The following is a 15816-nucleotide window of genomic DNA, read 5'->3' as shown; positions in this document are numbered from 1 at the left end:
ATGGTATTGAACAGAAGGGGTTCGAGAATCGTGTATACATTCTCGAACCCCTTGGGTTTGTGTTTAGTGTGAAAGTCCTAAATAGTTTACTCACGCATGTCACCTTTCCCTTCACCCTCTCCGCCTTAGAGCCACAAGGCTTCCCAGCCTTTCCTCCCCTCTAACCCCAATTCCTTCGAGCAATTAAAGTTTGCATTAGAACAGGAGAAAAACAGAGTCATATTCGGGGAAAATCGGAGCCAAAAATGCAATTAAAGTTTGCCTAAAGGCAAGAGGAAAAGAAAGGGTCGCGGGGCTTCAGTTAAAGAAAATGATGGATAGAGGAATCGAGAAAAGGCCTGATAAAACAAGGATTTTGATTGGTTTAAGCTTTTTCCTTCCCCCTAATCCCTCTCCCCCTGAATCAAGAAAAAGCCGAAGGAAAACAGGAGTAGATCCTGAATTTCATTCGGCTCTTAGGCAAACTTTTTATGCTTTAGGCAGACTATTTAGGCTTTGGGCAGACTTTGAGTGCTATTTACAAACCACCCTTCACCAACAAAGCCACCGATTCAACATGCACCGTATGCGGGAGGCGACCTCGTTTCCGCGGCATCTGTTATAGTCGCTTAATATCGTATAGAATCAATGTTCTTGCAGTCGGTTTTCTTGGTATTCTTGTTCATTACTATACTTTGCCTGGAATTTTTACGGCAGTTTTACGGCAAGTAACATTTTGACTTCAATGTACTTACAAAAATATAATAGTTGATGAGGGAACACAGGCTATTGGGTCGCCGCTGCACGTCAAAGTCCTGATTTATAAGGACATTCTAGATTTGAACATAATTCCGTTTGTTTGCAACTTCATCCCTAATTCCTCATGGTGAATTATATACTTTGACAGTATTATCTCTTCAATTAACGTCTAATAACCCAATGATATAATTTTTCCAACGTGAATTCGTATTCTTCTCCTTTATAAAATATATCTAAAAAATACAATAGAACTAGACCAAATGGATTAATTACATTTTCCTGGACAAAACCAAATTTGAATGGGACTAAAAAAGAATTATCAGGTTGTATACAATCACCTTTCAGCCAAAGCTTATCATCAAAGAATATCCAATCAACATCATTGTTATATTTAATAACCTTTGAAAAATATAAACTTACGTCCAGCATTAGATCATAGATGCCTTTAGGAATCTCCTTTATTTCAATCCCAGTTGCCTGCGTAAACCAAATGTAGGAATTTAATATCTCATTCTCATCAATTAATGTATTTCGTATATTTGCTCTTGGTTTCACATTAGCGCTATTATTAAGTATTTCCAATACACTACTCTTAATTATTTGTGAAATTTGCTGAAGTGAATTTGGATTTTGGATTAATCTATCGGAGTGAGTTACATCGGTTACTTGCAAGTAATTTTCTTGAGCTAATTTAATAAAATTATTGAATAACCATAACCTATTGGGCATGAGATTCTCTTCTAGCCAAATAATATGATTTTTATACCCCTCTTTATTTGTAAATGATAGCCCTTCTGGGAAGGTTAAGTCTTGATAAGTTCCCTCTTGTATTACTACAAAACATAAATGTAAGTTAGAATCACAATTTATAATACCTTTCCACTGATCATTGCCCTGCTTAACTTTAACTATCATACCCTCTGTTAGAGCAAATAGAACAACATCTTCCTCAGATATCAATGGATGCATAGTTTCAGGATATAGCTGATTAAAATCAATTGGAATTATAATGTCTTTATCCATTTTGGTTCATCACTTTCTCCAATAATTTGTTAACAACATAAAATTTTCAGATAAGTCCGCCGCTTGTTTATCCGTTAATTGATCATACGGGCATAATATTGCTACATGGTTAGGAGATGAACTCGGGTCATCAATTACATCCCAATGATCCTGAATATTAATCAAACCACGCACTTCCCCTACTGATATAAAGCTGATAGTTCCATTGGGAAACGGAGAACTTTCGGCTAAAAAATCCACTCTTCTGTTTTTTAAGATTGATCTTGCTGAAATATGTCCCCGCTTATTTCTAACATCTTTTGCGCAAGCTTTTTTTAAAGTCTCAGGCGAACTTTCTCCTCCCCTTACCACAACTTGATTATTAGGAAATTTTTGAGTTTTCATTGGCTATCTCCATTATAAGTATATTATTATTTACTATTTTTTAATCATATTCTATTAAAGCGTGTCTTCAAACTTAAGTAAGCGAGATTTAGCCTAGAAGCCAGGATAAAAAGGCCGCGAAGGTACAGGGCAGGGTGGGGTAACCGTTAAGGCTTGTGTTCTTGCAGCAGATCGAGGGTCCGATTCGAATCATCTCCTCGATCTGCGATAACTAGCTTATCGGTCAAGTCTATATACTGAAGCATCTCGTACCCGATCACACTATCATGCGTGTTTCCGGGGAAGGAAGACTACAAAGTAAACATCCTAAGGCATCGATCACTGCATGCATTTTGTTGCTATAACTCCTCGGGATCGTCCGATTACATGTTTGTCTGGCCTCCTTTTGCGCCAGCATCATGCTGATGACAGAAGCATCTATCGCCTACTCGTATTAATATTTTAAATTTCAATTCCACTCTGTATTTACTGTCTACGGGTAACTTGTGTTACCGCCACAACCTCATCTTGTTCATGAAGGTTAATTAACCTCACTCCTTGCGCATTTCTCCCCATTTCAGCAATTTCTGCAACGGAAGTACGAAGCGTCACACCTAGCTTAGTAACTATTAGAATTTCTTTATCTTCATTAACGACTCGCAGTCCAGCAACCCAACCATTTTTATCTGTACAATTCAGGCTAGTAAACCCCTTACCGCCACGCACCTGTTTTCTGTATTCATGGATTGATGTTTTCTTCCCATACCCCAATATCGTAATGACTAGGATTGTGTCTAGAATGGAGTTTTTTTCGCTAACTGTGTCCATACTGACTACCCAGTCATTTTCACTTAATTGAATACCTATAATACCTGTTGTATCGCGCTTCATGGTGCGTACATCTGCTTCAGAGAAACGAATAGACATGCCTTTATGAGTAGCCATAATGATATCTTGATTACCATCTGTTAGACAGACACTTACTAATTCATCGTCATTGCGAAGGCTTAAAGCTTTAATTCCAGTCTTAGGTATGTTTAAGTAGTCAAACAGAGCGTTTCTCTTTACCATTCCTTGGCGAGTTGCAAAAACTAGATTTCGCCCCATTATTTCATTAACTGCCATTGACGAGATGGGAATCATGTGGGATATAGTCTCATTAGGCACAAGTTGAAGTAGTTCATTAATAAGCTTACCTTTGCCTAAACGCCTAGACTCCGGAATTTCATATGTTTTTATTTTGTGTATTCTTCCATGATTCGTAAAAAACAACAGATAGTCATGAGATAAATTAACATACATTTGATCAACGAATCCGTTCGCTCGGGCTTCAATCATTGACACCCCTCGCCCACCACGCCTCTGGGTGTTATATGAAGCAAGCGGTATACGTAAAATATAACCCCTATGGGATATTGTGATTACTACATCCTCAACTGGAATCGAGCTTTCATCAATTGTATCTGGGGCAGTGTCCAGAATTACAATTCCATATGAAATTATTCGCTCGAATAAAATATCTACTTCTTCTAACGTTAAGTTTTTTTTCTCCGAGACTAATAGAATATCTTCCGTAGTCAAATAGCCAACAGAGTTGTACAACTTAGTCAAGACATTTAATATGTTATCTACAATCATCTACTCTAACTTAGCTCCCTCATTTAAAAAATCAACCTTGATCAAATTAAAGCATTAAATGAAAGGTATCTTATACTACACCTCAAACATCAGTTTTTTTGCTGAATCTAGTTTCCGAATCTTCTCAAAAGCTTTCGACTCAATTTGACGAATTCGCTCTCTCGTAACACCAAATATTGCTCCAACTTCCTCTAGGGTCTTGGGGTTACTATCAACCAACCCATAGCGCAGTTCCAGAACTTTTTGTTCCTTGTCTTTGAGCATAGCCAATACTTCTTTGACTTGCTCTTTCAATGCCTCTCTTCCAAGCTTTTCAATAACTCTTTCAATACTTTGCCCGTCATCCGACAGAGTAAAATCTTCAATATCAGATAAATATTCAACGCTTAAGGGTTCACTCAAGAGATTAAGGCTTGATATAGCATCATCTTTATTTAAGGAAAGTTCAACACAAACCTGTTCTATCAATAGATGACAGTATTTGTCACCAGAACAACCAGTACACTCATGCTTCCTTTTAATAATTAATATCGGAATGAGCTTTTCATTTACATGAACAGGTACAGTATAAAACATTTTGCATATCGATTGAGATTTACGTCCAATGTATTGTCTAATCCACCAAGGAGCATACGTTGAATATCGATTATTTTTCTCTAGTGGAATTTTATCAAGAGCTAACAACAGTCCAATGTTAGCATCTTGCAATGTTTCATCTAAATTAAAACCAAATTTTTCATGATGCCATAAAGCAATTCTTAATGCTACCTTGAGGTACATGGAAATTAGTCTCTCACGTGCGTATGGGTTGCCTTCTTTCGCGTGATAAATAAGATTAAATTCCTCCTTATATTGAGGAGGAACTATATTCTTTAATCTTCTAACGTAATTTGTTAACGATTTATCAACTGTAATAACACGGTTATAAATAGCATCATAATTTAATTTTGTCTTGTCAAAAGTCGGCTGGGTGACTTCTACTGTAAGTGCGCCATCAGTTTCATTCTCTTCTCTAAGAATAATGCCTTCCGACATTACTTGCTCACAGACTCTTTCAACTTCATCAATTGGCAAGTCATAAGAATCAGTTACTTTTATAACTTCGTCAAATGTAACAAATCCCTTTTTAACTGCTAAGATAGATAATTGTGATATAATTTTTCCTTTTATTAATCCTGCATCCATAAAAACACCACTTCACAGTTAAGTATTAACTTCGAGCTAGAGCACATAAATCTAAAATCTTTTCGTCAGAGATGGTTTCGTTGTACCTTTCGTTAAATTCCTCAATAAAATCATACAAATTGTTTAAATAGTCCTCAGTATTTGTAGCATTTTCAATTAATTTTTCATAGAGTAGTTCAATTCCACCAAGTACATATTGATCATATAACTCCTCATCGGTAAGAGTTTCGGGGCTGTTATTTCCGTAATAACGAAATGCTTTATTAATCCTTTCATCGAACGAAGGTTCATGTTTTTTGTCCAATAATAATATTAGTTGATAGTTATACTTCATGATTGTTTCTTCTCTAATTAGCTGATCAGTGAAGATTTTAGTAGTAGTATCACTACCCTTTCGATCCTGAGGTGACTTTCTTCCATACAAAAATCCAATGATTGGGGCAAGTACATAAACATCTATATTGCGAGAAAATAATTTAAACGATGCATCACTATCAAATTGAGATGTGAGTCTGTTCACCTTATCAGCATGTGTACCCCGAAAAGAATACTCTTTTTGAAATAGCATTTTCTTCACCTCGGTATCAAATATGTTTCGAATTCATTCTTCTTACTAAAGAGATACCTTTTTCCAACCATAGCTCCCATATATTCTTCAGCAAGCTCGCCATCTGTATCCTTAATAAAAATAATTACTTGCTCTGCAATTTTAGGCAAGGCATCGCACACCGATTTAATTCTACGACGATCAAATGCAGATAAAGGAGCATCCATAACTAATGGGTACGGTTCGGAATCCAACAGTTTGTTCTCACCATCTTGTTGACTACCGTTCTCTCGAGCCATCTTGATGATTCCAGAAATAAAGGCAAAAATCACCGAAATACTCTGTGCCGTTGATGTTTCAACGTCATCACTATAGCCATTTTCATCCTCTACTAACACTTGGATGTTATAACGCTCATCAACAGTTATCGACATGCCACCTTGGTAAATGCTTCTAAAAATTTCATTAACATACCTTTCGAGCTTTTGGCGAGTTTCATCTTCATTCTTTTTATAGACTTTGTTTAATTCGTCATACATAAATTGTGCATATGCCTTATAAATCTCAATTTTTTTATTTTTCTCGTCACGCAATGTTAACTCTGCTCTTTCTGATATAAAGCGATCTCTAGTTGTTTGTAAAGAGCCTTTTCTTTGATTAATTTCTTTTAGCTCATTAATACGATCTCTTTTGATCTTTTCATACCGTGACAGATCTTGCTGGAGATGACCTATGCGTTTAGTGTCACCGATTTGTTTTTCAATCAACTGAATATCAGCAGTGCATTGTTCAAGCTCACTTTCATAGTCCCTAATTGCCTTATACTGATCAGTAATGCTTTCAAAAAGGTTGTTAGATGATTTGATTTTCAGTTCCGACTCCACAACGAATTGATTGATGGACATGCCAATTGACTGCGGGGGCAAATACTCCAACGCTTTATTCAATTCTTTATAGGCATCGTTACCAAACTCAATTTTTGCGCCACACACACAAGTAGCACGTTTGATTAAAAATTCTATTGTCCGTGCATGCATATCAGGAATACCTTTATCAAGCTTACTTGCTTGTGACAGTTCTTCTAAGGTTCTAAGAACGAGTGACTTAGCAAAATATGTTGAATAATTGGAATTAAACTGTTTTAAAATCGAGCCCATTGCTGAGGAGCGTGCCTGCCTCGTTTTTCCCATTGAATTAACCAATTTCATCTTGTCTTGTTGTAGCTTCTCCGTTTCTGCCATAGTCAGTAACAATGCATTAATTTTATCTGCTTGCTCTTGTGCTTTTTCAATTTCATTATTAATTTCATCAAGCCTTAGATCGATCCGATCAACCTCTTCTTGTGCTTTCTCAATTTCTGTAGTGTACTGCGATATCCTCTGGTCACTCTTCGAATCGTAACTATCATTATAGCTTCCAATTACTCCATACTTCGATGTAGGTTTCAAATGTTCAAGCGCAGAAATAAATGCGTTTAAACCTAGCAGCCCTCTAACAGCCTTTGCAAAATCTTGACTTTTCCCTTTCTTAATTTCTTTACTCATGTTACCTATTCGTTCACCGTCAAAGAAAAAATACCTTGAAAGTTCTTTAGGTAATATTTGCTTCAAAAGAGGATCAACCTCAAGATATTTTACAAATTCTTGTTGTCCATTCCTCTTATAAGCAATACTTATAGTAGTATTATTCCCCTTGAGTCTGCCTTGACTATCTTTCTTATGTAACTGCTCTCTTATTATTGTGTAATCAATGCCATTATGAACTAAACTTAGTTCTACTCTTACTACTGCCTCTTGATTAGGAAGCATCTTCCTTTCAAAAGAACGATTAAACACTACTTTATCTTCGAAGTCTGTATCACCAAAAAGGCACCAGGTAAATGCTTGTGCTAAAGTTGTTTTACCCGACCCATTTTCCCCCATTATAACCGTAACATTTTTTTCTTCATTGATTGCAAATTCAACCGTCTGCTCACCAATGAACTGTCGGAAGTTTGTTAGCTTTAGTTGCTTCAGTAGCATTCTGCTTCCTCCTCGATAGCCTTTTTGATTTTTTTCACCATTTCAGCATCATTAAATTGCTTAGTTCTTAAATTTTGCTTCTCCATGAGAATTAACTTCCTCAATAATCTTTCTGCTTTTTTTACATCAATCTCTATTTCATTCGTACTATTCATGATACATGCCCTTCCCTTCTATAACGAGTCATCAACCATAATCTCTTCATTCAGTCCGTAAGCCTCTTTTATTTCTTGAATAACTTGATCCGATTCCATTGTGTTCATTGCTATTCTAGAAAACTCTTCAACTCTTTTGAGTTCATTTCTAATTAAGGATAAGTCTTTTTTCATATCTCCATGCGTTAACGATGAAACTTCATCAAGCGCTCTAGGAATTGTTACAAAATCATAAATCTCAGCATAATCCTTACCCTTTGAAAGGCGAAGAACACGTCCTCTTCTCTGAATATATTCTTTCGGATTTGTAGTACTTGCTAGAATAAAGGCTACTTTAATTTTAGGTATGTTAACGCCCTCGTCTAAGCATTTAATCGCGATTAATGCTTGAAGATTCTCTCCTTGTTCAAATTCTCTCTTTAAGATTTCTCTTTCTTCAACATCTTCTTTTGATGTAAATTGAGACACCTTCATATTTAGTTCATCACCCAACATACGAGTGACAGCATCAATTTGTCTAATTTCGTCCTCATCAACTTCTGTATAGTCGGCAGCCTCATTTAGCAATGAGGCTGCCCCACAATAAACTAAAAGAAAGCTATCTTTAATATAAGGTCTTATTTTTTCTTTGAGCATTTCTAATTTAGATACAGCAGCCGCTACAAGCCTTGCACGTTTTAATGCTATTCTTTCCCCTTTTTCTGAAAGTTTATTTTTTCCATTTTTCCCAACTATAATGCATTTATTTATCTCATTGGACAACACTGTGTAAGCTTCTAATTCGTTCTCACTTAGGGTCACTATAATAGGAAAGTACTTATAAGGTGTGAGTTTTTTTTCGTTTATCGCCCTCTCTAAAGAGTACTCAATACATTTGGATCCAAAGTAGTTTAGAAGCTTCTCTGTACCTTCTGTATCGTTATGACGTTCCAATGTAGCTGACAAAGCTAGACGATAACTAAACTTTTCGGATAACATTGAACTTAATTTAGTGGACCCAAAATTATGTGCCTCATCAATTACTAATAAAACATTTCCTTTGACTTTTTGTATTGTGGACTGAACAAATTCAGAAGTAAATGTTGCGTTCGTACATATAAAACAAAAAAAACGTTTGTTTTTTACTTTTAATTTATGATCTCTTACAGCCCCATCAAGTTTTTGCTTCCAGTCTTTTTGGGATGATCCACTATATCCTATTATGGGTTTCATATTAAACTTCAAAATGTCTTCAACCCATTGCTCAACCAAATGCTGATACGGGCATACAACGATCACAGCTAGTTCATGGTTTAATATTTCAGACAGCCTAGAAACAGCACCTAGTCCAGTGTAAGTTTTCCCCGTACCAGTTGCCATATCGAAAATCCCTCTAAAACCATGCCTTTCCCACTCGTTTATTGCTCCTACCTGATAATCATGCAGCTGGAACCCTTTAGGAAAGGATGGACCATACTGAGGGGTAGATACATTTTCTATTTGGGGATATTCCTTTTGATAATCATGCAACTGAAATCCTTTAGTAAAGGATGGCTCGTAATGAGGGGTAGGTACACTTTCTGTTTTGGGATATTCCTTATTGTCAAGTTCAAAATCAATTGTTTCTTTTTTATATGACTGAAGTTTTTCTTTTGCGATAATGGGAAAATCAAGTATTTCCATCTTCTTAACTTCATTATTCCATAATGAGTTAAATGCTTTACATTTGACGCTAACTCGATCCGCGTCTTCTGTCCAAGAGCAAAACACATCTATTGTCTCATAGTTATGTGAAAATGCAGTACTTGTTTCGTTTAAGGAACCAGTAAAGACAACACAATTACCACTATAATCATAGATAAGCCCTAGCTTTTCATGATAAATACCTAGAATTCCATTTTCCTCCAATAAAGCTATTTTAATATCTAATCTACCGTCTGCAATTAGATTTGCTAGAATGCTAAGACGTTCTGCTTCGAAGTAGTTTTTTGGTTCGGAAAACGATGTCATAATTGCTTTTTCTATCACACTTTTCCGTTCCTCATATCCCTTTTCAATAGCAATGATGTCATCCTCTTGAAGACGTGGCGAAGCAATCAGCTGAATTTTACCGCCATTCTTGAGTAACTCCGTAAGACCAAATGATAATTCAATAAGGGCCGATGAAGAAAAAAAGCCTACTGCTCTTTGGTACAAGTTAGCTCTCTTCAGCAATGGTAAATAGAAAGAGTTTACAATATCATCTGTAAAAGAGCGATATTCTTTTTTCAAGATCACATCACTAAGTAGCATTTAGTCACCTCGTTAGCAATATATCTTATCTTAATAACAATTCTATGATAAAAAAATCATCTAACTTTCCTGAAATCTTAGCAACAGCGAACTGTGTCCTTTATCGGACGATTTTCCTAAATATAAATATTATGGCGCTACTATTTCTCAACGAACCGTGCAATCGCTCAAGCGAGTCAATCGAGATTGCAGCTAGGGCCGCTACTTTTGGAAAATCGCGCGCAATCAAATAATTTTGAAAAGAAGTAGGTCCTAAGATCCCTTTTTTGATCTTCCAATAAAACTTTAATACGGGTTCAAACATACTACTCAAGCCGCTATATTCATACTCCCTACCCATTGTACCCCCAATGTTTTTTAAATTGCATCTAAAAATTACAATTATGAACAGTATTCGACATAGGTATTTCGATTCCTTCTTGCACATAAAAAATGCGCAAAAAGAGTCGGTCTTATGACCGACTCAATGTTACTTTTAAGTAAACACACAAACACATGGTAAATCATTTTCTTCTTCATCCAAATTACTTGGGTACACACCCTCTATTTCCATGCGAAATTGCTCTAATGTAAGTGGTTCTCCTTTTCTTTTAAGAATAGTAAAGTCACCTAGGTTCTCTCTGAACCTATTTTCCATCTGTTCTTGCGCGAGATACTTATCTGGCCAGACGTTATAAAGATGACGATAATGGTTCATCCCCCCACGAACACATCTCCCCCCGCAATTTGCATGGGAAAAGCCTAGTTCATACATATGTGGTAACTTAATTTTCCATTCATTTTGAATAATGGCTTTAATATCGATGTCTCTTAGGTTGCCTTCTATGAGAGGAAACCTGGTCTCGACCGTACCGGTTGTTTGATGTGAATAAAAGTCCACTAAGTTTACTTTTCGATGCGCTTCATGTGGACCAATTCCGAAGTATAGTATCGGTTCATACCCCTCATCCCTAAGCTCCTCGATATAAATCACTGTCTGTCTTACTTTCAGTTGAGATGAACATTTCGCCAATCTAGAATTCCCCAAGAATCTAGTTTCCTCAAAAACTTCTTCTGGAGTTCTACCATCTCTTCGCTTAATAATTTCTAGACCAAGGTAATCTGCAACTTCGAGCATAAATCGGTTGTTATCTTCGTGCTCCCAGAGAGTGTCCGTAAAAAACAATTTACAGTTTTCCTGCCCATGCATATTAACCATTAAATAGGCTACATATGCGCTAGCAGCTCCGCCACTAAACATTGCTATATGAATTGGTCTTCTTTCCATTAGTTAGACCTCCATTTAAATACTAAGAGTCTAGTACAAATTCTTTGAGTAATTGTAACAAAAGAGATTGTATTTCTTCTTTAGGTACAGTTCTGCCCATTAACTTCACGTCTTGTTTCAGATTATTAAGTATCAATTGCGATTTATCGGATAGTTGTACTTGTGGAACAGCAAGAGCCTCTTCACCTAGTTTAACTTCAATATATGACTGATAGGACTCCTCAGAAAGATTGTTTAAGTAGCTCTCAATCTGGCTCATAAACAATTGATCTGTTGCATCTGACCAATTCTCGCGATTAACTCCTATCAATTTCTTACATAGGTCCTCAACCCAACCCTCACTGGATGAATCAAGAATGGACTTTACTAAATCATTTTTTACTTTTACTACCGACGGCTTTTTAGAAGCCCACTCTTTTAAATCAACATATGAGGATGTATTGGTTGAAAGAAGTATCTTAGAACATATGTCATTGGAGTGTTTCTGGCTAAATGTTTCACATTCGTTTTTTAATTCGATAAAACAGCTGTCATTCTTTTTATACATCTGGAACAATTCAGCTAAACATTCATCCGGCTCTATTTCACCCCTACGAATTAGGGTTCTAAATCTTTTAGCACTATCACTTAGATTATTTGTATTTTGAGTTAGCCGCGGTAGGGAACGCAGCCACCTTAGCAAAATTTTATTTGTATAAACTGCAGGATGTAATACACGCTCTGATGTTTCTATGAAGCCCATGTAGATTTCCTCAACCTTATTAACTAACACTTGGTACTTTTTCTCGTAAGGATGATAAGTGAATGTATAATCTTCGGGATTCTCGATCATTAAATAAATAAGTTCGCCATTAACCTCCGAGTTAAAAACACCTTTATTATAAAACATTATGTGTTTCCACTCTTGTTTAAATAATGAAACTAGAAGCAAAGGAATAAGGGGTCGCCTAATGCCAAAAGGTTTACAGATAAATACATCTATTAGTTCCTCTAGCTTACCTTTCCGTTTAGCTAAAACAGCTAGAACCTCATCTCTTAATTTTCTTAGCTGAGGATTAGCTATTGAGTCAGGATTATCACAGTTAATTCCGGTATTCATAATAATTGTTTTATAAATAAATGCATCTGGACCATTACCATCAAAATTGATGTCACCATTAGATTTAAGCAGTCTATTAACAACTTGGATGGCACTATTTCTTTGTATCTTCGAAACACTCCTCCTATTAAAGGCTTCGTTTCGAAAAATCGGCGTTTCACTGTAAACCTGGTGAAATACACCTGATAAATACTTATTAAGTTCAACAGAACTACCTATTTCTATATTTTCACCATTATAAAGCCAATAGCCTTCGGTAAAAAGCGACTCTAAATCTAATCTGGAATTTAATGCATAAACCAAATCAGTATACATTCTTTCTAGTTCATCATGGAGATAAGAATCCTGGCTTAAGAAATACTGATCTTTTTGTAGCTGCTTAACAACTGACAGTTTATTAATGAGATCATTTATCTCACTCTCGGTAAGTTTTGAAACTGTAACGATAGCTCTTTCTTCATCTTTACATAAATTCCTTAGAGCCATTATTTCTTTTTCAGTTGTGTGAGATTTATTTACTACCAATAAAATTACCGCATCTGAATCACTCAGTGTTTTCAACTGCTCGATAGTTATTTCATTATTTATTATTTCGGAGTATAACACTGGTTGAACTGCAGCAAATCGGGTCATCGACCTCATATCATTGTAATCTTTAGACAATATGAATCGTTGCAAAAGCGTCTCACCTAGCAACGTCATTCTATCTCTATTACTTAATATAAGTTTTTTTATTCTTTGATTTATTTCAAATTCTGTGTCTATAGAGCTACCTTCAAATAATTCCCAATATCCATCCCTATGATTTAAACGCACCACTTTTTTCTCAGATAGAGATTTCATGACTAAAGAGACATCTTCTATACTCCATGATAACGCAAAGGCAATCAGCTCTTCTGTAGGCAACTGTTTAACATTAAGTCCAGCAATATTCCATAATGATAACAGTTTTAACACTTTTAACTCATTAGCCCGTGTATCTAGGGTATGCAGCTTTTTTTGTAATCTTTGAAACAATGCATATGAGTGCCCTACTAGTGACTCTTTTTCAAAATCCCCAATTGAAGGCTCAAAGTAGTCGAATAATGAATCGACCCTGTACCAGTCCTTATCTTTCTGATACTGGTAAACTAGCCCTCCCAGTTCGTCACTCTCTAGAAATGTAAATAATGTACGTTCATTTTGGGCAACTTGATTAGCTAAATGTGTCATTACGAAGAGGGTTACTGGGTGTAGGGGATAGGCCCCTTTTATTACCAAATTCTCAACCTCGTAAAACGTAAGCTCGTCGAACAAATTGAATCGTCGTAATTCACTTACGTATTCTTCATAATCCCTTCCAATTCTATATTGAGAGGTAATCGAATTAGCTAATCTTACAAATGTAGAATGGTCTGTTAATGTATAATATTGACTAAACCGTTCTTCAATCTTTTGAAATTCCTTTTCAAGATCTTCATTTTGATATTTCATTGCGTATTGGCGCATATTTCTATGTGAAATAAAGAGAACATGTAGATTCTGAGCGTCATCTTTATTTGCGAGTTCTGCCAATTCTTGAAGGTCATGCATTGCTTCATGTGTCTCTTTTTTTTCCAGCGTTTGCATAAACCGCCCAAATTCATCGTACACAATGAATAATCCATATCCTTTTGATTTTAGTTCTTGAAGTACAAACTCAAGTTGAGTGACAATATCACGCTCGTATGCCAACGACAACTTCGAACCATTAGTAAGTTGTGTATATACTTCTTTGAACCAACCAATGGCTTTCATATCATAACTTTTAACGCATAGTAAAAACTGCTCTAGGTTCCAGCTTGTCTCATCTAAACTGCTTAAGAATGATTCGTATGCACCAACGTACTCATTCTTCCAAAGTTCAATTGTACTTTCGATTTCTAATGCTACGCTAGACATAGAATAATCAAATCCATGCTCTTCTAAAGTTTGATACAACGCAATCATTAGATTTTTTCTAAAACTTCCCTGATTACCATTTAGAACGACTGGTATATACGTAATTGGCTGATTATAAACTGCTTCGAGGTAATCGGATGTCTCCCTATTTTCGTCCACAGATATAAATCTACTCAGTAAATTAGAATACGATTTATGTTCAATTGTTTTAGAAACAATACCTGCAATAATGGTAGTCAGCAATGATTTGCCCGAGCCATAGGATCCAATCATAATATGAGCATGTGAACCCTTGTTTAAAAATCCTTTAATAATGCCTTTTAATGATTCTGCATGCGATGGAGTTGGTAAGTAACGGTCAAGAAATTCATCTCGACCTAAGTCAAATCTAATGTTTACACTAGGATGTAAAAATTGAGTTTGAGTCAACATAGGTTTTCCTTCCATTTCGTTTATATTCATCCTCTAGGAACCTCATAGCACTAACATCAGGCAAGTGTATCGTATCGAGTCTATTTGTTCTATCAAACCTTATTTTATGATAAGGATGAACGGTTAGTTCCTCAAGTGCTTTAATTATTTCATTTCTTTGCAAATTATAAACTTTACCCCATAGAGATTCTTTCTTCTCTATTTCATCAACAGAAAGGACTGATATCCCATGAACAGCTTTATATCTAAGCAGAGAATACAACAAAGCTCCTGTCCCTATGTCTGAATATCTCGGAGAACGTTTTATTACATTCTTATTTTCTTCAGCAACCAAACCGAGAATGTTTAGCGGGCTTTGAATAACCTCCTCAGGATCTTCCGGTCTTTCTTTATCACAATATAATCTAACTAAACAATCAATATCTCTCTTAAGAGATGACTCAGAGGGTTTTTTCACATCATTCTGAGCTATCCAACTTATTAAATCAGTTAGAAGTTCTTCCTTGGTAGCAACCTTTCGAATACAATGATTAAAATACCAATACCACGTAGTACTAGGTTCCTTGTTATCTGTAAGATGCAAATGAATAATACTTGCAGTATCTCTAAGTTCGATGAAACGATCATATCTATTTAATAGTTGCCCAAAATCCGAAATATGTAGTGTAGCCTTTTCTATTCGCACGACTTCCGTTGCTTCAACCCAATAACGTAATGATTGAACCATGTTTTTACCTAAACCTAGTTGTTCAGGAGCTTCAACCTTATTAAAAACCTTACCTTCCTGCAAATGCTTTAAAGCCTTTCTTAACCAATTAATCCTTAAATAAAAACTTTGATGTTGGCCGTAACCCATAATTTAATCCCTTTCTCCGTCTGGATACTTTTCTCCAGACAGATTATAGCATATACTATTTTATAAATAAATCTACTTCGACATATAAACGACAAATTTCACGAGCTAAAGGATGGATGAAAATGGATCATGGTAGGGTAAAAACGAATTTAGAAGCCCTTTATATTGATTATTATGATGGCCTGCTTTCCGAACATCAGTTGAAAATAGTACTTGAGCATTTTGCATAATTTTAATTTCGACGTAAAGACAGCAGGATTCACTCGGATCAAAGCGGATCCGGTGGCTTCATTTTAAAAAT

General features: G+C 35.8%; 11 protein-coding genes. All 11 read right to left on the bottom strand.

Annotation, left to right across the window (positions count from 1 at the left end):
* Nucleotides 1-900: 900 nt before the first annotated feature.
* Entirely contained in the window at nt 901-1761 is an 861-nt protein-coding gene (locus HII30_RS03895; RefSeq protein WP_169503720.1) for a hypothetical protein, read from the bottom strand.
* A 9-nt stretch (nt 1762-1770) separates the two neighbouring features.
* Entirely contained in the window at nt 1771-2145 is a 375-nt protein-coding gene (locus tag HII30_RS03890; protein ID WP_169503719.1) for a hypothetical protein, read from the bottom strand.
* A gap of 465 nt (nt 2146-2610) precedes the next feature.
* A complete protein-coding gene (locus HII30_RS03885; protein ID WP_211184424.1) occupies nt 2611-3735 on the bottom strand; it encodes a DNA gyrase C-terminal beta-propeller domain-containing protein in 1125 nt (374 codons plus the stop codon).
* A gap of 102 nt (nt 3736-3837) precedes the next feature.
* Entirely contained in the window at nt 3838-4947 is a 1110-nt protein-coding gene (locus HII30_RS03880) for a sigma-70 family RNA polymerase sigma factor (protein WP_169503717.1), read from the bottom strand.
* A 25-nt stretch (nt 4948-4972) separates the two neighbouring features.
* Entirely contained in the window at nt 4973-5524 is a 552-nt protein-coding gene (locus tag HII30_RS03875; protein ID WP_211184423.1) for a hypothetical protein, read from the bottom strand.
* Nucleotides 5521-7515: an AAA family ATPase gene (locus HII30_RS03870; protein ID WP_169503716.1), complete on the bottom strand. Its 1995-nt coding sequence runs from the start codon at nt 7513-7515 to the stop codon at nt 5521-5523. Before HII30_RS03870 ends, HII30_RS03875 begins: the two co-directional genes overlap by 4 nt.
* Nucleotides 7506-7670: a hypothetical protein gene (locus HII30_RS03865; protein WP_169503715.1), complete on the bottom strand. Its 165-nt coding sequence runs from the start codon at nt 7668-7670 to the stop codon at nt 7506-7508. The genes HII30_RS03870 and HII30_RS03865 overlap by 10 nt, the downstream gene beginning before the upstream one ends.
* 18 nt (nt 7671-7688) lie before the next feature.
* Nucleotides 7689-9920, bottom strand: coding sequence for a DEAD/DEAH box helicase family protein (locus HII30_RS03860; protein ID WP_211184422.1), 2232 nt, complete (start codon nt 9918-9920; stop codon nt 7689-7691).
* A 496-nt stretch (nt 9921-10416) separates the two neighbouring features.
* Nucleotides 10417-11208 carry a phosphoadenosine phosphosulfate reductase domain-containing protein gene (locus tag HII30_RS03855; protein WP_246246092.1) on the bottom strand — a complete coding sequence of 264 codons (792 nt, stop codon included), beginning with the start codon at nt 11206-11208 and terminating at the stop codon, nt 10417-10419.
* 22 nt (nt 11209-11230) lie between these two features.
* Nucleotides 11231-14689 carry a 2OG-Fe(II) oxygenase family protein gene (locus HII30_RS03850; RefSeq protein ID WP_169503712.1) on the bottom strand — a complete coding sequence of 1153 codons (3459 nt, stop codon included), beginning with the start codon at nt 14687-14689 and terminating at the stop codon, nt 11231-11233.
* Nucleotides 14628-15515: a DUF4007 family protein gene (locus HII30_RS03845; RefSeq protein WP_169503710.1), complete on the bottom strand. Its 888-nt coding sequence runs from the start codon at nt 15513-15515 to the stop codon at nt 14628-14630. The genes HII30_RS03850 and HII30_RS03845 overlap by 62 nt, the downstream gene beginning before the upstream one ends.
* Between the last annotated feature and the right edge of the window lie 301 nt (nt 15516-15816).

This window comes from Paenibacillus lemnae, assembly GCF_012933385.1.
Lineage (GTDB): Bacteria > Bacillota > Bacilli > Paenibacillales > Paenibacillaceae > Paenibacillus_AQ > Paenibacillus_AQ lemnae.
Note: the sequence above shows the minus strand (reverse complement) of the source record. Positions and strands in the feature narration are given on the sequence as shown.